At 65.6% G+C, this 18,911-nt stretch carries 19 protein-coding genes and 1 pseudogene; 12 read left to right on the top strand and 8 right to left on the bottom strand.

Annotated elements, in window-relative coordinates; genetic code table 11:
- Positions 1-5: 5 nt before the first annotated feature.
- Together AC3A6B_RS24735 and AC3A6B_RS24730 are read right to left on the bottom strand one after the other, a co-directional pair.
- Complete coding sequence (locus AC3A6B_RS24735; RefSeq protein ID WP_487839294.1) at positions 6-1,100, bottom strand: M14 family metallopeptidase; 1,095 nt, start codon at positions 1,098-1,100, stop codon at positions 6-8.
- Positions 1,097-2,311 carry a M20 aminoacylase family protein gene (locus AC3A6B_RS24730; RefSeq protein ID WP_487839293.1) on the bottom strand — a complete coding sequence of 405 codons (1,215 nt, stop codon included), beginning with the start codon at positions 2,309-2,311 and terminating at the stop codon, positions 1,097-1,099. Before AC3A6B_RS24730 ends, AC3A6B_RS24735 begins: the two co-directional genes overlap by 4 nt.
- 88 nt (positions 2,312-2,399) lie before the next feature.
- Between AC3A6B_RS24730 and argE the strand changes: the two genes are divergently transcribed.
- Positions 2,400-3,608 carry an acetylornithine deacetylase gene (argE, locus tag AC3A6B_RS24725; protein WP_487839292.1) on the top strand — a complete coding sequence of 403 codons (1,209 nt, stop codon included), beginning with the start codon at positions 2,400-2,402 and terminating at the stop codon, positions 3,606-3,608.
- Positions 3,609-3,780: 172 nt separating this feature from the next.
- Positions 3,781-5,004 (top strand): DUF445 domain-containing protein, encoded by a 1,224-nt coding sequence (locus AC3A6B_RS24720; protein ID WP_487839291.1) that lies wholly within the window; start codon positions 3,781-3,783, stop codon positions 5,002-5,004.
- Between the two features lie 168 nt (positions 5,005-5,172).
- On the opposite strand, the gene AC3A6B_RS24715 is transcribed toward AC3A6B_RS24720, so the two are convergent.
- Positions 5,173-5,721: a helix-turn-helix domain-containing protein gene (locus AC3A6B_RS24715; protein WP_487839353.1), complete on the bottom strand. Its 549-nt coding sequence runs from the start codon at positions 5,719-5,721 to the stop codon at positions 5,173-5,175.
- A 300-nt stretch (positions 5,722-6,021) separates the two neighbouring features.
- Here AC3A6B_RS24715 and AC3A6B_RS24710 point away from each other — a divergent pair, with 300 nt between their 5' ends.
- The gene (locus tag AC3A6B_RS24710) at positions 6,022-6,273 is read left to right on the top strand and encodes a helix-turn-helix domain-containing protein (protein ID WP_487839290.1); all 252 of its coding nucleotides are present in this window, start codon (positions 6,022-6,024) and stop codon (positions 6,271-6,273) included.
- A 403-nt stretch (positions 6,274-6,676) separates the two neighbouring features.
- Here AC3A6B_RS24710 and AC3A6B_RS24705 read toward each other — a convergent pair whose 3' ends face one another.
- Positions 6,677-7,801 carry an ABC transporter substrate-binding protein gene (locus AC3A6B_RS24705; RefSeq protein ID WP_487839289.1) on the bottom strand — a complete coding sequence of 375 codons (1,125 nt, stop codon included), beginning with the start codon at positions 7,799-7,801 and terminating at the stop codon, positions 6,677-6,679.
- 72 nt (positions 7,802-7,873) lie between these two features.
- Between AC3A6B_RS24705 and AC3A6B_RS24700 the strand changes: the two genes are divergently transcribed.
- The 3 genes from AC3A6B_RS24700 to AC3A6B_RS24690 are packed head-to-tail and all read left to right on the top strand — an operon-like array spanning position 7,874 to position 11,372.
- The gene (locus AC3A6B_RS24700; RefSeq protein ID WP_487839288.1) at positions 7,874-9,901 is read left to right on the top strand and encodes a molybdopterin-containing oxidoreductase family protein; all 2,028 of its coding nucleotides are present in this window, start codon (positions 7,874-7,876) and stop codon (positions 9,899-9,901) included.
- A gap of 9 nt (positions 9,902-9,910) precedes the next feature.
- On the top strand, positions 9,911-11,047 hold the full coding sequence (locus AC3A6B_RS24695) for an aminopeptidase (protein WP_487839287.1): 1,137 nt from the start codon (positions 9,911-9,913) through the stop codon (positions 11,045-11,047).
- Positions 11,040-11,372: a polyhydroxyalkanoic acid system family protein gene (locus AC3A6B_RS24690; protein WP_487839286.1), complete on the top strand. Its 333-nt coding sequence runs from the start codon at positions 11,040-11,042 to the stop codon at positions 11,370-11,372. Before AC3A6B_RS24695 ends, AC3A6B_RS24690 begins: the two co-directional genes overlap by 8 nt.
- Before the next feature lie 15 nt (positions 11,373-11,387).
- On the opposite strand, the gene AC3A6B_RS24685 is transcribed toward AC3A6B_RS24690, so the two are convergent.
- The 4 genes from AC3A6B_RS24685 to AC3A6B_RS24670 all read right to left on the bottom strand — a co-directional run bounded on the left by AC3A6B_RS24685 (position 11,388) and on the right by AC3A6B_RS24670 (position 13,774).
- The gene (locus AC3A6B_RS24685; protein WP_214691904.1) at positions 11,388-11,642 is read right to left on the bottom strand and encodes an acyl-CoA-binding protein; all 255 of its coding nucleotides are present in this window, start codon (positions 11,640-11,642) and stop codon (positions 11,388-11,390) included.
- A gap of 59 nt (positions 11,643-11,701) precedes the next feature.
- Positions 11,702-12,532 (bottom strand): hypothetical protein, encoded by an 831-nt coding sequence (locus tag AC3A6B_RS24680; protein ID WP_487839285.1) that lies wholly within the window; start codon positions 12,530-12,532, stop codon positions 11,702-11,704.
- 19 nt (positions 12,533-12,551) lie between these two features.
- On the bottom strand, positions 12,552-13,226 hold the full coding sequence (locus tag AC3A6B_RS24675) for a TetR/AcrR family transcriptional regulator (protein WP_487839284.1): 675 nt from the start codon (positions 13,224-13,226) through the stop codon (positions 12,552-12,554).
- A gap of 80 nt (positions 13,227-13,306) precedes the next feature.
- Positions 13,307-13,774 carry a phasin family protein gene (locus tag AC3A6B_RS24670; protein WP_487839283.1) on the bottom strand — a complete coding sequence of 156 codons (468 nt, stop codon included), beginning with the start codon at positions 13,772-13,774 and terminating at the stop codon, positions 13,307-13,309.
- A gap of 154 nt (positions 13,775-13,928) precedes the next feature.
- On the opposite strand from AC3A6B_RS24670, the gene rfbB reads away from it, so the two are divergent.
- The 6 genes and pseudogenes from rfbB to AC3A6B_RS24640 form a co-directional block, all read left to right on the top strand.
- Positions 13,929-14,990 (top strand): dTDP-glucose 4,6-dehydratase, encoded by a 1,062-nt coding sequence (gene rfbB / locus AC3A6B_RS24665; protein ID WP_487839282.1) that lies wholly within the window; start codon positions 13,929-13,931, stop codon positions 14,988-14,990.
- A complete protein-coding gene (gene rfbD, locus AC3A6B_RS24660) occupies positions 14,987-15,877 on the top strand; it encodes a dTDP-4-dehydrorhamnose reductase (protein WP_487839281.1) in 891 nt (296 codons plus the stop codon). Before rfbB ends, rfbD begins: the two co-directional genes overlap by 4 nt.
- A 23-nt stretch (positions 15,878-15,900) precedes the next feature.
- Positions 15,901-16,788 (top strand): glucose-1-phosphate thymidylyltransferase RfbA, encoded by an 888-nt coding sequence (gene rfbA, locus AC3A6B_RS24655; protein ID WP_487839280.1) that lies wholly within the window; start codon positions 15,901-15,903, stop codon positions 16,786-16,788.
- Positions 16,785-17,333 carry a dTDP-4-dehydrorhamnose 3,5-epimerase gene (gene rfbC / locus AC3A6B_RS24650; RefSeq protein WP_487839279.1) on the top strand — a complete coding sequence of 183 codons (549 nt, stop codon included), beginning with the start codon at positions 16,785-16,787 and terminating at the stop codon, positions 17,331-17,333. Before rfbA ends, rfbC begins: the two co-directional genes overlap by 4 nt.
- A gap of 104 nt (positions 17,334-17,437) precedes the next feature.
- Positions 17,438-18,514, top strand: coding sequence for a class I SAM-dependent methyltransferase (locus tag AC3A6B_RS24645; protein WP_487839278.1), 1,077 nt, complete (start codon positions 17,438-17,440; stop codon positions 18,512-18,514).
- A 97-nt stretch (positions 18,515-18,611) separates the two neighbouring features.
- A pseudogene (locus tag AC3A6B_RS24640) lies at positions 18,612-18,761 on the top strand (integrase core domain-containing protein); the annotation flags it as partial.
- Positions 18,762-18,911: the final 150 nt, after the last annotated feature.

Genomic DNA, 18,911 nt, shown 5'->3' with positions numbered 1-18,911 from the left:
TCTTCCTAGGAAGCCAATCCGTCCACCGCCTGGAACATCGCCTGCCGCGCCTGGCTGATGACCTGCCCTCGCCAGGCATCCGTATCCGTATAGAAGGTCTCTAGCATCTGCGACCGGATGGCCGCGGCCAGGTCAGCCGGCGCCTCCGGATGCTTGTGGAGCCAGTGATCGGCCCGCAGGGCCTGCGTCACTTCGAGCATCGACAAGGTGCCGTACTCGAGCGCGATCGAGGTGTGCTCGGCCTGCGGGCATTCGTCGTCGAGCGAATAGCACATCAAGCCGGTCAGGAAGGCCGAGGTGGACGAGCCGTCGTACATCGAAGTCACCGGCGCCGCCGCAGTGCCCCACCAGGCATTGGCGCGCGCATAGGCGGCCTTGTCGTCCCTGCCGGCGAAGATGCGCTCGCCGATGCCGCTGGGGCCGAGTCCGGTGTGGAAATCGATCCAGCCGATGCGCCGCGCGCCACCGGCATGGGTGCGCAGCACTTCGCGCAAGGTCCTGTTGCTCCAGGTCGGCGCGTCGCCGCCGTAGAACAAGCCGTCGGCGAACTGGTACTGGCCGCGCGTCACGGCGGCCTGGTAGAAGACCAGGCCCTCGCGTTCGATGAGACGGTCGATCTCGGCCTGGTTGGCCGGCGTCGGCGGCCATTCTTCGGGCAGCAGCAGCGGATGCAGGCTGGCGTACGCCTCGTTGACGGGCCGCGGCTGCGTGAAGTCGAGGAAGTTGCGGTTCAGGTCCACGTTCTCGTGCGTCACGCGGCGGCTGTACGAGAAGCCATACGGATTGAGCGCATGCACGTACAGCACGGCGACGCTCTGCTCGCGCGCCTTCTCGCGCCACTCCGCGTCGTGCAGCGCGAAGACCTGCACGCCGCTGCCGCAATGGCCCTCGACGCCGTGGCAGGCGCTGCTCACGATCAACAGCTTTTCGGCCTTCGCTTCGCCATCGAGCGCGATGTCCATCGCGAGCTCCTCGCCGTCGCGTCCCTTCCGCGGATGGACATGCGACTGCACGGCGAGCCCGGCGCTCGCGCAGCCCTGCAGGAACTTCTGGCGTGCCTGCGCGTAGCGAGGGGAGAAGGCCTCGCCGACGCCGATCACGTCGAAGCCCCTTCAGGCGCCTTCGGGCCCTGGAGGAACTCTTCGGCCAGCCGGACCCAGCAGGTCGCGCCGAGCGGAATCAGATCGTCGTTGAAGTCGTAGCTCGCGTTGTGCAGCATGCAGGGCCCGCCGCCGTGGTGCATGTCGCGGTGGCTGCCGTCGCCGTTGCCGATGAAGGCATAGGCGCCGGGCTTGGCCTGCAGCATGAAGGCGAAGTCCTCGGCCGTCATCGCGGGCTCCTGCACCAGCACGTTGTCCGCGCCGACGATGCCGGCCATCACGCGACGCGCGAAGTTCGCCTCGTCGGCCGTGTTGATGGTCGGCGGGTAGTTGCGGTGGAAGCGGAACTCGCACTCGGCGTCGTGCGCAGCGCAGACATGCTCGGCGATCTTCTGCATGCGGGCCTCGATCAGGTCGAGCACCTCCAGCGTGAAGGTGCGCACCGTGCCCTTGAGCTCGCAGCTGTCGGGAATCACGTTGTTGGCTTCGCCCGCGTGAATCATCGTGACCGAGATCACGCCCGCGTCGGTGGGCTTCTTGTTGCGCGTGATGATGGTCTGGAAGGCCTGCACCATCTCGCAGGCGACCGGCACCGGGTCGATGCCCGTGTGCGGCAGCGCCGCATGGCCGCCCTTGCCGCGGATGGTGATGGTGAACTCGTTGCTCGAAGCCATGGCCGGCCCCGGACTCACGGCGAACTGGCCGGCCTTCATGCCCGGCCAGTTGTGCATGCCGAACACGGCCTCCATCGGGAACTGCTCGAAGAGACCTTCCTTGACCATCTCGCGCGCACCGCCGCCGCCTTCTTCGGCGGGCTGGAAGATCAGGTAGACGGTGCCGTCGAAGTTGCGGTGCCTGGCCAGGTGCTGCGCCGCCGCCAGCAGCATCGCCGTGTGGCCATCGTGGCCGCAGGCGTGCATCTTGCCGAGGTGCTTGCTGGCATGGGCGAAGGTGTTGAGCTCGGTGACCGGCAGCGCATCCATGTCGGCGCGCAGCCCGACGGCGCGGGAGCTGGTGCCGTTCTTGACGATGCCGACCACGCCGGTGGTGCCGAGGCCGCGATGGATCGGAATGCCCCACTCGGTAAGCTTGGCGGCCACCACGTCGGCGGTGCGCACTTCCTGGAAGCAGAGTTCGGGATGGGCATGCAGGTCACGTCGAACCGCGGCGATGCCGGCCGCCTGGGTGACGAGGGAATCGATGAGTTTCATGCAGAGAGTCTAGGCTTAGCCAGAGGTCCTCGCAAAGACCGTGCCCCTTGGTCCGCGGCGCCGCCGGACTTCCGGGACAATGCTTCGCATGGCCTACCCGCTTTCCACCCGCAGCCTCGAACTCGCGCAAACGCTGGTGCGCATGAACACCGTGAGCGCTAACAGCAACCTGGAGCTGATCGACTTCGCGCGCGACCATCTCGCCGGCCTGGGCGTGCGCAGCCGGCTCACCTACAACGCCGACAAGACCAAGGCCAACCTGTTTGCCACGCTGGGCGCCGGCAAGAAGGCGGGCGTCATCGTTTCGGGCCATACCGACACCGTGCCCTGGGACGGCCAGGCCTGGAGCGTCGACCCGCTCTCGGCCACCGTGCAGGACTGGCCGCAGGACGGCCACGACGGCGAGGCGGTGCGTGCCGAGCCGCGCCTCTACGGCCGCGGCTCGGCCGACATGAAGAGCTTCATCGCGATTGCGCTCGCCAATGCCGAGCACTTCATCGAGAGCGAGTCGCCCTTCGCGGTGCACTTCGCCTTCAGCTACGACGAGGAGGTGGGCTGCTTCGGCGTCAAGGAAATGATCGCCGACATGAAGGACCAGGGCATCAAGCCGCTGGCCTGCATCGTCGGGGAGCCGACCCTGATGGTGCCGGCCATCGCGCACAAGGGCGTCTACCGCTACCGCTGCTGCGTGCGCGGCAAGGAGGCGCATTCCTCGCTCACGCCGCAGTCGGTCAATGCGATCGAGATGGCGGCACGCGTGGTCGGCAAGCTGCGCGACATGGCCGAGGGTTTCGAGCGCGACGAGCCGCGCTACGCCGGCTTCGACGTGCCCTTCAGCACCGCCAGCGTGGGCCAGTTCCACGGCGGCATCGCCGACAACGTGGTGCCGCGCGACGCCGAATTCCGCTACGAATTCCGCGACCTGCCTACGGCCGACGCCCAGCAGATGCAGAAGGAGTTGCGCGGCTACGCGAGCCGCATCGAGGCCGGCATGAAGAAGATCGCGCCCGACGCCGGCTTCAGCTTCGAGACCATCTGCGAGATCCCGAGCTTCCTGACCACGGCCGACGCTCCAGTGACGCGCCTTGCCCAGCGCCTGGCCGGCGAAGCGCGCACCACGCTGGTCGCCTTCGGTACCGAGGCCGGCATCTTCAAGAACGCCGGCATCCCGACCGTGGTCTGCGGCCCCGGCAGCATCAATCAGGCGCACCAGCCCGACGAGTACGTGACGCTGGAGCAGCTGGCGCGCTGCGAGCAGTTCCTGCAGGGGCTCGCTACGACGAAGGAAATCCGCTGAGGATGGCCCCCGCGCTCGGCACTGCGTGTCCTCGCTGGACGAGTCGCCGCGAGGCGCGGCGGCTCTTCGGCCCGTCCGAGCCTGCGCGGGCAGGCTCGGAGCCGCGGGCCTCAGCCCCTCAGGGGCCGCAGTCCGCCTTGGGGCGGCCCGGCAGTGGACTGGTGCTGCCTCGATGAGGCGCATCGCCTTCGGCCTGCTCTGCGCCGCCGCGCTGCTGTACGCGGCGGCGACCGCGCTCGAGGCGCAACACCCCGCCTGGGGCTACGTCGCAGCCTTCGCCGAAGCCGCGATGATCGGCGCGATCGCCGACTGGTTCGCGGTGGTCGCGCTGTTCCGGCATCCGCTGGGGCTGCCGATCCCGCACACGGCGATCATTCCGGCCAACAAAGATCGCATCGGCGCCAGACTCGCTGGCTTCATCTGCAACAACTTCCTGAGCACGCCGCAGGTGCTGGCCAAGCTCGAGCAGCTCGATCCGGCCGCGCGGCTGGCGCACTGGCTTTCGGCGCCCGAGCACGCGGCCAGGCTCGGCGAGCATCTGGTGGCTGCCGCCCGCTATGGGCTCGGCGCTTTCGACGATGCGCGCGTGCGGGACTTCCTCGGCCGCATCGCAACCGCGGGCCTGGCGCAGGTCGACATCTCGCGGCTGGCGGGGCAGGCGCTCGACGCGCTGACTGCAGACGGGCGTCACCAGGCCTTGCTCGACGACGTGCTGTCGCAGGTCGCCGGCGTGGTCGAAGGCGACGAGGTGCAGGAGCAGATCACCGAGGCGATCGCGCGCGAGATCAGAGCGCTGCGCTACGTGGGCCTGGACCAGGTCGCCGCCAAGCTCGCCACGCGCAAGATCGTGGCCGCGGTGGCACGCACGATTGCCGAGATGGCCGCCGAGCCCGGGCATCCGCTGCGGCTGCGCTTCGATGTCTTCATGCACGTCTTCATCGCCAAGCTCAAGACCGACCCCGAATTCCATCGCCGGGGCGAAGCGATCCGCGCCGAGCTGCAGGCGCATCCCGCGCTGGGCGACTACCTGCATGGCCTGTGGGGCGAGCTGCTGGCCTGGCTGCACGACGACCTGGAGAAGACCGATTCGGGCATTCGCCAGCGCATCGTCGCGATGGCGGGTACGCTGGGCGCGCGCCTTGCGGCCGACGCGGCGATGCGGCGCTGGATTAACGAGCAGATCGTGGACGCGGCGCCGCGCGCGATCGAGCGCTACCGGGAGGACATCCGGCGCTACATCGTCGAACGGGTCGAAGCGTGGAACGCGGACGAGATGACGCTCGAGCTCGAGCGCCACATCGGGCGGGACCTGCAGTTCATCCGGGTGAACGGGACTCTGGTGGGCGGATTGGTGGGATTGATCATTCACGCGCTGACGCAGGTGACGAGGGCTTAGTAGTCCGTTTCGGAAGTTCGCACGCGTATTCTCAAGCGGCCAGCTTCAAGGCTGGCTCTGCGCTGGCTCATGACCTGCGCGATGACTGTTCGAAGGGCGCGCGATGCCCGTGGTCGCTTCTCGGCCTAGTTCATCAAATATGCGTGGCCGTATTGCGAAACTGCCTACTTAGTCTCGCATCGTGAACACGATCGACAAATACGTCACCGGGCCAGCTTCAATGGCCTCGATGCCATGCAACGCTGTGGCATCGAACTGCAGCGAGTCCCCTGGCCCCAGCTTCACCACCCTCGCGCCGTAGCGATAAGAGACTCGGCCTGAGAGAAGGTGCAGGAATTTCACACCCGGGTGCTGGAAGGTGACATAGGGCTCGGCCTCCGGCAGCAGCGTGACCAGATAAGGCTCGACGAACAGGTTGCCGGAGAGCTGATGGCCCAGCAGCTCATAGCGGTAGCCAGCCACAGCACCGACCCGATCCACCAAGATGCCCCGGCCTGCGGGTACGTGCGAGAAGTCGGTGCGGCTGGACTGGTCGCTGAAGAAGCGTGAGACGGGCACGCCCAGGCCAGTGGCGATGCGATCCAAGGTTTCGACGGAAGGTGACACGAGACCGCGCTCTATGCGGGAGAGCATGGAGCTCGAAACGCCAGCGGAAGTGGCCAGCTCCCCACCGGAGGCGCCAGAGGCGATCCGGAGGGCTCGTACTTGGTTTCCAATGCGGGTTGCTGAACTGCTGCGAGACGGCGGCGACCCTCGGGGCAAGCGCGCGCGAAGCACTGACGCCGGCAGACGAAACCGCTGAGCGGTCGGGAATGGCGAGGCAAGTTGTCTATTGCCCATGCTACTCAGGCCTCCTTGCTGATCGAGATCCACGAAATCAGTCCCATGCGTCCCCCAAAGTCGCTAACCGCATAGCCGACCTCCGACCTTCGGAGGCCCGCGCGCTCAGGGCCGTGTATACCACAATCAAACTCATAGTGTGTGTACTCATAGTGTAGGCGCCCGGAGACTTCCGGCGTGCCAAAGTCGCGCCCCAAGCCACCTACAAAGGAAAAGGTTCAAGTGACCTTCGGGGCCGCACTTCGAGCGCACCGGGAGGCTCGACTCCTCACCCAAGAAAGGCTTGCCGAGTTGGCTGAACTTCATACCAACTACGTGAGTTCAGTTGAAAGAGGCGAGAGGAATATTGGCCTGCACAATATTGCGCGGCTTGCGTATGCGCTGGACATGCCCGTATCCAAGCTGATGAGTGGACTGGACGGCCGGTAGCGCCCCGAAGCTCCGAAGGGGCCTCTAGCCCTCGCGCACTCGCCGAAGATCAGTTCCAAATATGCCGGCCCTGGCGTTGATTTTGCGGCTCGCAAGGGCCCTGGGGCGAAGTGCGGGGGAGCTTCTTATGGAGACGGAAGCAAAGCTCGTTGATAGGCCGCATGCTCCTGGAGCGGAATGCTAGTCCGCTGGCGATGCTTCAAGGCTAGATGCCCACCGCCACAAACCGCGCGGCATTTGGCGAGCCGAGTTGTCGGAATGGCGCACTCTCTCGAGTGCACCTACCCGGACACATCGAAGTTCTGGCTGCTTGAAGCTGGCCGCTTAAGAATACGTGTGCGAACTTCCGAAACGGCCTACTAAATCTCTGTGCTCCTTCCCCCAGCGGGCGACGGGGTAAGGCTCAGGTCCGGATCCGACCATCACCCGTGATCATCGACAGCTCCACGAACTTCGACGCCACGTGGTTGCGCGGCGAGAAGGACACCTCGAAGCCGCCGAACTGCTGCCGGTCGATGGATTCCAGTCCCGCGATCAGCCCGTCGCGCGTGAGCTTGCCCGGCGCGCGGCGCAGGCCTTCGGTCAGCACCTTGGCGGCCAGATAGCCTTCCATGCTGGAGAAGTTGGCCTTGGTGGCGCCGCCGCTCTTCTTCACCGCGTCGTTGAACTCGCGCGTGATGCCGTTCGCGGCGTAGTAGGGCGAGGGCACGACCTGGGTGACGACGACGCCGGCGCCGTCCTTGCCGAGTTCGTCGGCCAGCGCCTGCGTGCCGACGAAGGACACGTTGTAGAAGGTGCCGCCGTAGCCTGCCTTGCGCGCCTCGCGGATGAAAGCGGCGCAGGACTTGTAGGCGCTGACTTGGACCACGGCGTCCGGCTTCGCGGCCACGATGGTCTTGACCGCTGCCGCGACGTCGACCGAGTTGCGCTCGACCGTCGCGAGCGCTGCCGGCTTCAGGTCCAGCTGCGACAGCGCGAGCGTCGTGCCGTCGAGGCCGGCCTTGCCGTAGGCGTCGTTCTGGTAGAAGACCGCGATCTTCTTCAGGCCCAGGTGGGTGAGCTGCTTCACGATCAGCGCGGTCTCGTCGTTGTACGAGGCGCGCAGGTGGAACACGTTCCTGTGGAAGGGCTCGCGCAGCGCCATCGCACCGGTGAAGGGCGCAATGAACGGGATCTTCGCGCCCACGGCCAGCGGCAGGGCGGCCAGGCTGGTGGGCGTGCCGATGTAGCCGAAGAGCGCGAAGGCCTCCTCGTCGATCAGCTTCTTCGTGTTGGCGGCGCAGCGGTCGGGCTCGTAGCCGTCGTCGAGGAACTTGATCTGCACGTCGCGAAGGCCCGGCGTCGCGTTGTACTGGTCCAGGAACAGCTTGGCGCCCTGGTAGAACTGGATGCCCAGCTGCGCGGCCGGCCCCGAGAAGGGCGCCGACTGCCCGAGCACGATGGGCGTTTCGCTCTGTGCCCGCGCGATATGAAAGCCGCCGAGCGCTGCAGCGCCCGCCGCGACCGAAAAGTGCCTGCGATTGATCATCGTGAAAACCCCTCAGCGCATCCTTGGCGCACAACTTAGACTCGACCGAATACTCGTTGCCCCCGCCCCACCATGACTTCTTCGACCCAGGTGCTCGGCGCCTGTCCGCACGATTGCCCCGACACCTGCGCACTCGTGACCACCGTGCAGGACGGCATCGCCGTCAAGCTGCAAGGCAACCCGGCGCATCCGCACACGGCCGGCGTGCTCTGCACCAAGGTCTCGCGCTACATCGAACGCAACGACCATGTCGAGCGCCTTGTCCAGCCCTTGAAGCGCGTCGGCCCCAAGGGCAGCGGTCGCTTCGAAACGGTGACTTGGGATGCGGCCCTCGACGACATCGCTGCGCGCTTGAGCGAGTGCAAAAGTAACAATCCGGAAACGATTGTGCCTTACAGCTACGCCGGAACCATGGGTTTGGTGCAGGGCGAATCGATGGACCGTCGTTTTTTTCACAAGCTCGGCGCGTCGCTGCTGGACCGCACGATCTGCTCGACCGCTGGGGGTGAGGGCTTAAGTTTTACTTTGGGCGGCAAGGTCGGCATGCGGGTCGAGTTTTTCGCCGAGGCGAAGCTGATCCTGATCTGGGGCAGCAACTCGATCGCGAGCAACCTGCATTTCTGGCGCCATGCGCAGGCCGCCAAGCGCGCCGGCGCGCGGCTGGTGTGCATCGATCCGCGCAAGACCGAGACCGCCGACAAGTGCGACGAGCACATCGCGCTCCTGCCGGGCACCGATGCGGCGCTGGCCTTGGCGCTGATGCACGAGCTGATCGAGAACGACTGGCTGGACCACGACTACATCGCGCAGCACACCGTCGGCTGGGAGCAGCTTCGCGAGCGTGCGCTGCAATGGCCGCCGGCGCGCGCGGCCGAAGTCTGCGGCGTGCCCGAAGCGCAGATCGCGGCGCTCGCGCGTGCTTACGGCACGACGAAGCCGGCGGCGATTCGCCTCAACTACGGCATGCAGCGCGTGCGCGGCGGCGGCAATGCGGCGCGCGCCATCGCCTGCCTGCCCGCGCTGACCGGCGCCTGGCGGGATCGGGCCGGCGGCCTCCTCCTGAGCAGCTCGGGCCTGTTCCCGGTAGACCGCGCCGCGCTGCAGCGGCCCGACCTGCTGGCCGGCCGGCGCCCGCGCACCGTCAACATGAGCACGATCGGCGATGCGCTGCTCGACGCCGCGAACCCGATCCACGCGCTGGTGGTCTACAACAGCAACCCGGTCGCCGTCGCGCCGGAGTCGGGCAAGGTGGTGGCCGGCTTTGCACGCGAGGACCTGTTCACCGTGGTGCTCGAGCAGTTCCAGACCGACACCGCCGACTATGCCGACTACGTGCTGCCGGCCACTACGCAGCTCGAGCACTGGGACATCCACACGAGCTACGGCCACACCGACGTGCTGCTCAACCGCCCGGCCGTGGCGCCGCGCGGCGAAGCGCGCAGCAACACCTGGGTGTTTCGCGAGCTCGCGCGGCGCATGGGCTTCGACGAGCCCTGCTTCTCGGACGACGACGAGACGCTGTGCCGCAGCGCCTTCGCGCCCGGCGCGATCGACTTCGACGCGTTGCAGGCGCAGGGCTTCAGCAGCCTCGCGCTGCCCGAGGCGCCCTTCGCCGCAGGCGGATTTCCCACGCCCTCGGGCCGCTGCGAGTTCTTCAGCGCCCGGCTGGCCGCGATGGGCGAGGACGGCCTGCCCGATCATGTGCCGAATTACGAACCGGCCGGCAGCTCGAAGGCGTTTCCGCTCGCGATGATCTCGCCGCCGGCGCGCAATTTCCTCAACTCGAGTTTCGTCAACGTGAAGAGCCTGCGTGCCATCGAGGGCGAGCCGCTGCTCGAGATCCATGAAGCCGATGCGGCCGCACGCGGCATCGTCGACGGCGCCACGGTGCGCGTGTTCAACCAGCGCGGCGAGCACCGCTGCCGCGCCGAAGTCTCGCGCCGGGCCCGGCCCGGCGTGGTGCATGGCCTCGGCATCTGGTGGCGCAAGCTCGGGCTCGACGGCACCAACGTCAACCAGCTCACGAGCCAGCGGTTGACCGACATGGGCCGCGGCCCCACCTTCTACGACTGCCTGGTTGAGGTGGCCCTTGATGCCTGAGAGGCGCGCGTGAACAGGAAGCGCGCGGTCTTCGCGGCGGCAGCCTTGCTGTGCCTGGCCGGCTGCGCCGAGCTCAGCTACTACTGGCAGTCGGCCAGCGGCCACCTGGGGCTGATGCGCGCGGCGCGGCCGGTGCCCGACTGGCTGCAGGATCCGACCGCGTCCGAGGCGCTCAAGACCAAGCTGGAGCTCGCGCAGCGAATCCGCCGCTTCGCCTCCTCCGAGCTCGGCCTGCCAGACAACCCGAGCTACAAGGCCTATGCCAACCTGCATCGCCCGGCCGCGGTCTGGAACGTGGTGGCCGCGCCGCCCTATTCGCTCACGCTGAAGACCTGGTGCTTCCCGGTGGCGGGCTGCGTCGGCTATCGCGGCTACTACAACGACGTCGATGCCAGGGCCGAGGCAGAAGCCCAGCGCGCGCTGGGCCTGGAGGCGGCGGTTTATCCCGTGCCGGCCTATTCCACGCTCGGCTGGATGAACTGGGCCGGCGGCGACCCTCTGCTGTCCACCTTCATCGGCTACCCCGAAGGCGAACTGGCGCGCATCGTGTTCCACGAGCTGGCGCACCAGGTGCTCTATGTGCCGGACGACACGATGTTCAACGAGTCCTTCGCGACCGCAGTGGAGCGCATCGGCGGTGCGCGCTGGCTGCAGACCCAGGCCGGCGAGGCCGCGCGGCTCGAATATGCGCAATTCGACGGGCGACGCCAGCAGTTCCGCGCCCTTGCAAACGAGACGCGCCGCGCGCTTGCGGGCATCTATGCGTCGAAAGAGGCGCAGGCCGGCGATTGGCCGGCGGTCGACGCGATGAAGAAGGCGGCCATGGACGACTTCCGCCAGCGCTACGCCGTGCTGCGTGCAGGCTGGACCGGCCCGCGCCAGGGCGCCTACGACGGCTGGGTGGCGCGGGCCAACAATGCGATGTTCGGCGCGCAGGCCGCCTACGACGAACTGGTGCCTGCCTTCGAAGCGCTGTTCGAACGCGAGGGCCGGGACTGGCCGCGCTTCTACGCCGCCGTCAAGCGCTTCGCCGCGCTGCCCAAGGCCGGGCGTGCGCAGGCGCTGAAAGCCGCTGCCGTCCCTGCCACGGCGGACACGCACACCCCACAACCCCATAACCACGACAAGGGAGGCCGCGGTGCCTGATATTCACATCGAACGCAGCCACACCCTGGGCATCGAGGCCGCGCGCGCGGTGGCGCGCCAGTGGATGCAGAAGGTCGAGCGGGACTACGGCCTCGCCTGCAGCTACGACGAAGGCGAGCGCCGCGATGTCGGGCAGTTCGCGCGGCCCGGCATCGATGGCAGCGTCGAAGTCACGGCCGACAGCTTCAGGCTGCGTGCGACGCTCGGCCTTCTGTACGCCAGCTTCAGCGACCAGATCGAGCAGCGGTTGCAGCGCAACCTCGACGAGCTGCTGGGCACGAGCGAGGCCGACGACGACGCCTACAACGACAAGGATTGGCTGTAGGCGCGGGCGCGTTCTTCAGCGCAGCGATTCAATGAGGTCGATGTATTTCTGCTTGGCCTCGTCGGCGCCCAGGCCCTTCTGAGCTGTCCAGGCATCCCACTTGGCGCGTGCAACGATGTCGCTGAAGCTGGGTTTCTTTTCGGTGTTGTCGCCCTGGGTGGCTTGCTTGAAGAGGCCGTAGATCTTGAGCAGCGTCGGGTTGTCCGGCCGTTCGGCGAGCAGTTTGGAATTGGCTTGGGCGGCTTCGAACAGCGCGTTCAGATCGGACATGGCGGCGGGCGGGTTGGAACAAAGACGCGCATCTTAAGTGACGCTGTCGTTGACAAAGATCAGTCGGAGAGCCCCGCGCGCGCCAGTTCCACGTCGAGCCGTTCGCGCGCATCGGCCGGCTCCAGGGCGGCCGCTTTCTCGTAGAGGCGCGTGGCTTCGGCCATGCGTTGGTCGCCTTCGAGCATCAACAGGCCACGGGCGTATTCCATCAGCGCGCTGGCCGAGTGGGGGTTGAGCTGCAAGCCGCGCTCGAACAACTCGACCGCGGTTTCCGCGCGCACCCCGTAGGTCATGCGGCCCACCAGCATCCCGACCTTGTCGATGACTTCGGAATGGAAGGCAGCGAGCGCGATGTGCGCATCGGCATGGTGCGGCTGCAACTCGATCACGCGCTCGAGCGCCCCCTTGACCTTGGTGCCCAGGCCCTGCGCCAGCGCGCGTGCCACGCTGATGCCCTGGCTGTAGCGCCCCAGCGCGTAGGCTTGCCAGTACAGCGCCTGGCAGTTGTCGGGCTCGGCGGCGACCTGCGCGGTGGCGCGTTCGACCACTTGCCTGAACAGGGCCTGGCGCACGGCTTCACGCGGTTCCAGGTAGTTGGCGTAGATGGCGGTGGCCTGGTTCGCGAGCGCCAGCCCCTCGCGGCCGTGTCGCAGGCCCACGGCCGCGGCTCGTTCGAATTCGCCGCTGTGATAGAGCGCCCAGCCCTCGGCCAGCGGTCCGGGCACCGGCGGCTGCAGGCCCTGGCCGGCATGCAGCCGCGGCCAGTGGCTCAGCAGGTTGGCCGTGTCGAAGTACGGCGCGTCTCTATAAGGCAAAAGTGTCCATGGCTCCGTTGCAGGCACCGAGCCGGTCGACAGCAGCGAAAGGGGTTGGATGTCGTGGTGGGGCATGCGATGGAAAAAATGGATTTCAGACCGTTGCCGGTTGATCTTCCCCTGAGTAAGCGCTGCTCAGTGTCAGCAAATGCCGCCGTTGTTCCGTCGCCAGGTAGGGTGCCAGCAGATGCAGCGTGTGATGGGCGCCGCGCAGCAGGGCGCCCTGGGCGTGCGCCGGCTCCAGCGCCTCGCGCGGGTTGCGCACGTACTCGTAGCTGAGCCAGTAGGTCAGCACCACCACCATGCTCTGCGCCAGCGGGTCGACCTCGCGCATGTCGATGTCCAGGTGGCCGGCGCGGCTCATGCCGGCGAGCAGGGTGCGGATGGCGCGCGCCTTGTTCTTCAGGACCAGTTGGAACTGCGTTTCCAGGTGCCGGTTCTTGCTCAGCAGATCGTTGAGGTCGCGGTAGAGAAAGCGGTAGCGCCAGATCAGCTCGAAGAGGCTGTGCATGAAGAACCAGGCGTCTTCGACGTCGTGCACGCCTTCGCTGGCATGCAGCAGCTCGTTGAGCTCGGTCTCGTAGCCCTCGTAGAGCCGGTTGATCAGCTCGTCCTTGGCGGGGTAGTGGTAGTAGAGATTGCCGGGGCTGATGTTGAGTTCGCCCGCCACCAGCGTGGTCGAGACGTTCGGCTCCCCGAAGCGGTTGAACAGGTCAAGCGCGGCTTCGAGGATGCGTTGTGCAGTGCGGCGTGGCGCCTTCTTGGCCATGTCGTAGCCCCGGTTCTTTTGTCTCCTGGGACCACTCTAGCGCAAGTACACGCCGGCGGGGGTCGGTGTTCTTCCTGCCCTCAGGCCCCGCTGCCCGGCTTGTGCCGCCGCGACGGCTTCGCGGCCCCGGGCGGCGTGCGCGCGGCGGTCTTACGCGCCGCGCCGGTCGCGTTCTTGCGTTTCAACTGAGCCTCTAGCGCTTCTACCCGCGCCTGCAGCGCGGCCACTTCCTGGGCCGACGGCATGCCGAGCTTTTCGAGGGCGCGCGCAACCCGGTCCTCGAAGATGTTCTCCAGCTTGCCCCAGCCGCCCGCGGCCTTGGTGCCGAACTCGCTCGCGAAGCCTGCCATCCGGGCCTGGGCCTGCGCGAGCGTCTCCTCGGCGGCCTGCTGGGTCTTCTTTTGCACGCCCATGCCGTCTTTGACCAGCGCCTCGAAAGCCTTGCTGCCTTCCTGCTGCATCTTGGCGAAGGCGCCCAGGCCGGCCAGCCAGATCTGCTGGGCGGAGTCTTTGATCCGGTCGGGTTTGTCGTCGTCTTTGCTTGCCATGAGCTTTCCTTCAAGTACGTCGGAGGCACTCTATCCGTGCTCGCGCCTGTCCGTTAGGGACCGGTGTCTAGCAGCGTCTTGAAACATTTCACGATGGGATAATCGCGCCTCGACCGCCACCCGGCGGTTTTTTTCCAGCACAGCGGGAGATTCCATGATCCTGGTCACCGGCGGCGCCGGCTTCATCGGCGCCAACTTCGTCCTCGACTGGGCGGCGCAAAGCGAGGAAGCGGTCATCAATCTCGACAAGCTGACCTACGCCGGTAACCTCGAAACGCTCGCCTCCCTCAATGGCAACCCCAAGCACGTGTTCGTGCAGGGCGACATCGGCGACAGCGCCCTGGTCGACCGCCTGCTGGCCGAGCACAAGCCGCGCGCGTTGCTCAACTTCGCTGCCGAATCGCATGTGGACCGCTCGATCCATGGCCCCGAAGACTTCGTGCAGACCAACGTGCTCGGCACCTTCCGCCTGCTCGAATCCGTGCGTGGCTACTGGGGCGCGCTGCCGGCCGACCAGAAGGCCGCCTTCCGCTTTCTGCACGTCTCGACCGACGAGGTCTACGGTTCGCTCTCTGCGGCCGACCCGGCCTTCACCGAAGAAAACAAGTACGAGCCCAACAGCCCCTATTCGGCCAGCAAGGCCGCCAGCGACCACCTGGTGCGCGCATGGCATCACACCTACGGGCTGCCGGTGCTCACCACCAACTGTTCGAACAACTACGGCCCCTTCCATTTCCCCGAGAAACTGATCCCGCTGATGATCGTCAACGCCCTCGCCGGCAAGCCGCTGCCGGTGTACGGCGACGGCATGCAGGTGCGCGACTGGCTCTACGTCAAGGACCATTGCAGCGCAATCCGCCGCGTGCTCGAAGCCGGCAGGCTCGGCGAGACCTACAACGTCGGCGGCTGGAACGAGAAGCCCAACATCGAGATCGTCAACACCGTGTGCGCGCTGCTCGACGAGCTGCGCCCGCGCGCCGACGGCAGGAGCTATCGCGAACAGATCACCTATGTGACCGACCGCCCGGGCCATGACCGCCGCTACGCCATCGATGCGCGCAAGCTGGAGCGTGAACTGGGCTGGAAGCCGGCCGAGACCTTCGACACCGGCATCCGCAAGACGGTCGAGTGGTACCTGGACCATGCCGAATGGGTGCGCAACGTGCAGAGCGGCGCCTACCGCGAGTGGGTGCAGAAACAGTACGAGGCCGCATGAAACTGTTGTTGCTCGGCAAGACGGGACAGGTGGGCTGGGAACTGCAGCGCAGCCTGGCGCCGCTCGGCGAGCTGGTCGCGCTGGATTCTGCAAGCAGCGAGTTCCATGCCGATTTCCGGCACCCCGAGCAGGTGGCGCAGACGGTGCTGAAGCTGCAGCCCGACGTGATCGTCAATGCAGCGGCGCACACGGCGGTCGACAAGGCCGAGAGCGAACCCGAACTCGCGCGCACCTTGAACGCAACGGCCCCCGGCGCGATCGCGCAGGCCGCGCAGCAGATCGGCGCGCTGATGGTGCACTACTCGACCGACTACGTGTTCGACGGCAGCGGCGGCCAGCCATGGCAGGAAGACGATGCCACCGGTCCGCTCAGCGTATACGGCCGCACCAAGCTCGAGGGCGAGCAGCTGATCGCCGAGCATTGCACGCGCCACCTGATCTTTCGCACTAGCTGGGTCTACGCCGCGCGCGGCGGCAACTTCGCGAAAACCATGCTGCGGCTGGCCAAGGAACGCGAGCGGCTCACCGTGATCGACGACCAGTTCGGCGCGCCGACCGGTGCGGAGCTGCTGGCGGACGTGACGGCGCATGCGATCCGCGACACGCTGCGCGATCCGGGCAAGGCCGGGCTCTATCACCTGGTGGCGGGCGGCGAGACCACTTGGCATGGTTACGCGCGCTTCGTTCTCGAACAGGCCGAAGCGGCGGGTGTCGAACTGAAGGCCGGGCCCGCGATGGTCGATGCCGTTCCCACCAGCGCCTTCCCGACGCCGGCGGCGCGGCCGCACAATTCGCGCCTGAGTACCATCAAGCTCCAGTCGAGCTTCGGCTTGAAGCTGCCGCCCTGGCAGGCCGGCGTCGCGCGCATGCTGCGCGAGACGCTCTGACTCACGACCCGAAAAGAAAATCCATGACGCAACGCAAAGGCATCATCCTCGCCGGCGGCTCCGGCACACGCCTGCATCCGGCCACGCTGGCGCTGAGCAAGCAACTGCTGCCGGTGTACGACAAGCCGATGATCTACTACCCGTTGAGCACGCTGATGCTCGGCGGCATGCGCGACATCTTGATCATCAGCACGCCGCAGGACACGCCGCGCTTCCAGCAGTTGCTGGGCGACGGCAGCAAGTGGGGCATCAACCTGCAGTACGCGGTGCAGCCGAGCCCGGACGGGCTGGCGCAGGCCTTCATCATCGGGGACCGCTTCATCGGCAACGCGGCAACTGCGCTGGTACTCGGCGACAACATCTTCTACGGTCACGATTTCGTGCACCTGCTGTCGGATGCAGATGCCAGGACGGACGGCGCGACCGTCTTCGCCTATCACGTGCACGATCCGGAGCGCTACGGCGTGGTCGCTTTCGACGCGAAGGGCAAAGCCAGCAGCATCGAGGAGAAGCCCGCCGAGCCGAAGAGCAGCTATGCGGTGACGGGCCTCTACTTCTACGACAACGAGGTCGTGGACATCGCGAAGGCGGTGAAACCGAGCGCACGCGGCGAGCTGGAGATCACCGCGGTGAACCAGGCCTACCTCGAACGCGGGCGGCTCAATGTGCAGATCATGCAGCGCGGCTACGCGTGGCTGGACACCGGCACGCACGAGAGCCTGCTCGAGGCGGGCCAGTTCATCGCAACGCTCGAACACCGGCAGGGACTCAAGATCGCGTGCCCCGAAGAGGTGGCGTGGCGCAATGGCTACATCACGACGGAGCAGCTCGCCGCGCTCGCCAAGCCGCTCGAGAAGAGCGGCTACGGCATGTACCTGCACCGCCTGCTGAGCGACGGGGTGCGCTCGTGAAGGTCACGCCGACGGCGATCCCCGATGTGCTCGTGCTCGAGCCGAAGGTGTTCGGTGACGCGCGGGGCTTCTTCATGGAGAGCTTCAACCAGAAGGCCTTCGACGAAGCGGTCGGCAGGCACGTCGAGTTCGTGCAGGACAACCATTCGCGTTCGGCCAGGGGCGTGCTGCGCGGGCTGCACTACCAGATCGAGCAGCCGCAGGGGAAGCTGGTGCGGGTGACGAGCGGGGCGGTGTTTGACGTTGCGGTGGATATTCGAAAGTCGTCGAAGACCTTTGGGCAGTGGGTGGGGGTGGAGCTCACTGCGGAGAACTACAGGCTGTTGTGGGTGCCTGAAGGGTTTGCGCACGGGTTTCTGGTGTTGAGCGAGTCGGCGGATTTTCTGTACAAGACGACGGATTACTATGCGCCGGCCCACGAGCGATGCATCGTTTGGAACGACAAGGGGCTTGGCATCAAATGGTCGAGTGGCGCTATGCAACCCCTGTTGTCCGTCAAAGACGCCGCTGGTAGCGCATTCGCGAGTGCCGAAATGTTTGTTTGATTTATATCTGGCATGCAACCAATTGATCGCGTGTTAGCTTGCACGTTTTGCGCGCCCCAGAGCCTTCGATGGGCATAGTTTCACATTAAGTCGGAGTGGCGATCTTGAGTGAACTTCAAAAGTTGATCAACAAAGTCCTCGCGTCTATTGACGTGGCATTGACTCGTCGCACAACACTAGACCGCACGCGCTCAGAACTGAACAATGTTCGCGTCGCACTTGAAGCCGAGCGAGCGGAAGTACAAATACTAAAAGCTGCTTTGGTATCGCAGCATTCAATCACATCGCTGGCAGATGAGACAGTTTTGCGAATCGCTGAGAAATCACGAGCGGATATGCGCAATCTACGTCGCGATCTTATTCGGCATCAGATCGCGGATCGCTGGAGTGTTGTCGACGCGGTCGAAAGAGCGACTGCCGGCCCAAACGCAGCCAAGTGGAATTGCCCGCTGTGTCAGCATACTTCCGAATGCAGCGAGTTCAGAGCTTACAGCTCGAATTGCATATTCGGCGGCGGCATACTGCAGCGGCACCAGTGCCCGCAGTGCGACGTTATTTTTGGACCAGTAAAGATGCTGTCGCTCTCGCCGAAGGAACTTGCACAGGAGTATGAATGGCACTATCAAGTCTACGAAGAGGGTGACTCTACGGACGCAGAGGTGCGCGCATTTAAGTCTTTGAACCCGAGGCGGGACGGTGTGTATCTCAATTTTGGTGCAGGTGCTTGGTCGAGGAGTGTGCAAGTATTGCGACAGGAAGGTTGGAACGTACTGGCCTATGAACCACACAGTTCTGCCTCGACAACGGAAGACTGGGTAATTGCAGGGGAGGCAGCGTTGCATGATCGTCGCTTTGATGGCCTGTTTTCAAACAACGTGTTGGAGCATTTTCGCTATCCGGTTGAAGAGCTACGGCGCATGAAGCAATGGCTCAAACCAGGCGCGTTGATGGCCCATGCGACGCCATGCTACGAGTACCTCTATGAGTACACCCGCTTCCATCTCTTCTTCTTCCCGGGCCGTTCACGCGAACTGCTTGCGCAGCAAGCGGGACTATCTATCAATGGCTTTGAGGTCGATGGTCACTTTATGAACTGCGTGTTTAGGTCAAACGAGGACAATCGGATTGAAAGCGGCGGCGTGCCCGCCAATTTGGTCAGCGCGGCGCTTAGCCCTCACTGAGCGCTCGCTTCGTTGAGTCTGCGATCATGGAAAATGTAGGGTGCTCGTTAACTAGTTCGGTCACTATGACCTTTCCCCTCCCGTTAGCCCCGCAATCGACAGCGGCCCGGAGTTCATCAGCTGGGCCTTCATGGTTTGGGCGCAGACGCATGGCATTCGGGCATCCTGATCGAGTCGGGGCCGACCCATGCAGAACGGCTACGTCGAGAACTTCAACGGCAAGTTTCGGGATGAGTGTCTGAACGAGCAGTGCTCGAGATGCTGCGGCAGGCCAGGGCGGCCAACGACATCAACTCGCAACTCCGGGACTTCCTCTTATAAATGGGGCGCGAAAGGATAGATCATCGGAGGCAACCCGGAAACTACAGCGCACTAGTTCCTGAAAAGTAACCCGGGA

It is taken from the genome of Variovorax sp. Soil_C_33 (assembly GCF_057656935.1).
The sequence above is the reverse complement of the archived record's forward strand: the minus strand, read 5'-3'. Positions and strand labels throughout refer to the sequence as shown.

Coding starts and splice junctions, on each gene's coding strand:
- AC3A6B_RS24730 (WP_487839293.1), bottom strand. CDS start 2,311: ATGAAACTCATCGATTCCCTCGTCACCCAGGCGGCCGGCATCGCCGCG.
- argE (WP_487839292.1), top strand. CDS start 2,400: ATGGCCTACCCGCTTTCCACCCGCAGCCTCGAACTCGCGCAAACGCTG.
- AC3A6B_RS24720 (WP_487839291.1), top strand. CDS start 3,781: ATGAGGCGCATCGCCTTCGGCCTGCTCTGCGCCGCCGCGCTGCTGTAC.
- AC3A6B_RS24705 (WP_487839289.1), bottom strand. CDS start 7,801: ATGATCAATCGCAGGCACTTTTCGGTCGCGGCGGGCGCTGCAGCGCTC.
- AC3A6B_RS24700 (WP_487839288.1), top strand. CDS start 7,874: ATGACTTCTTCGACCCAGGTGCTCGGCGCCTGTCCGCACGATTGCCCC.
- AC3A6B_RS24685 (WP_214691904.1), bottom strand. CDS start 11,642: ATGTCCGATCTGAACGCGCTGTTCGAAGCCGCCCAAGCCAATTCCAAA.
- AC3A6B_RS24680 (WP_487839285.1), bottom strand. CDS start 12,532: ATGCCCCACCACGACATCCAACCCCTTTCGCTGCTGTCGACCGGCTCG.
- AC3A6B_RS24675 (WP_487839284.1), bottom strand. CDS start 13,226: ATGGCCAAGAAGGCGCCACGCCGCACTGCACAACGCATCCTCGAAGCC.
- AC3A6B_RS24670 (WP_487839283.1), bottom strand. CDS start 13,774: ATGGCAAGCAAAGACGACGACAAACCCGACCGGATCAAAGACTCCGCC.
- rfbB (WP_487839282.1), top strand. CDS start 13,929: ATGATCCTGGTCACCGGCGGCGCCGGCTTCATCGGCGCCAACTTCGTC.
- rfbD (WP_487839281.1), top strand. CDS start 14,987: ATGAAACTGTTGTTGCTCGGCAAGACGGGACAGGTGGGCTGGGAACTG.
- rfbA (WP_487839280.1), top strand. CDS start 15,901: ATGACGCAACGCAAAGGCATCATCCTCGCCGGCGGCTCCGGCACACGC.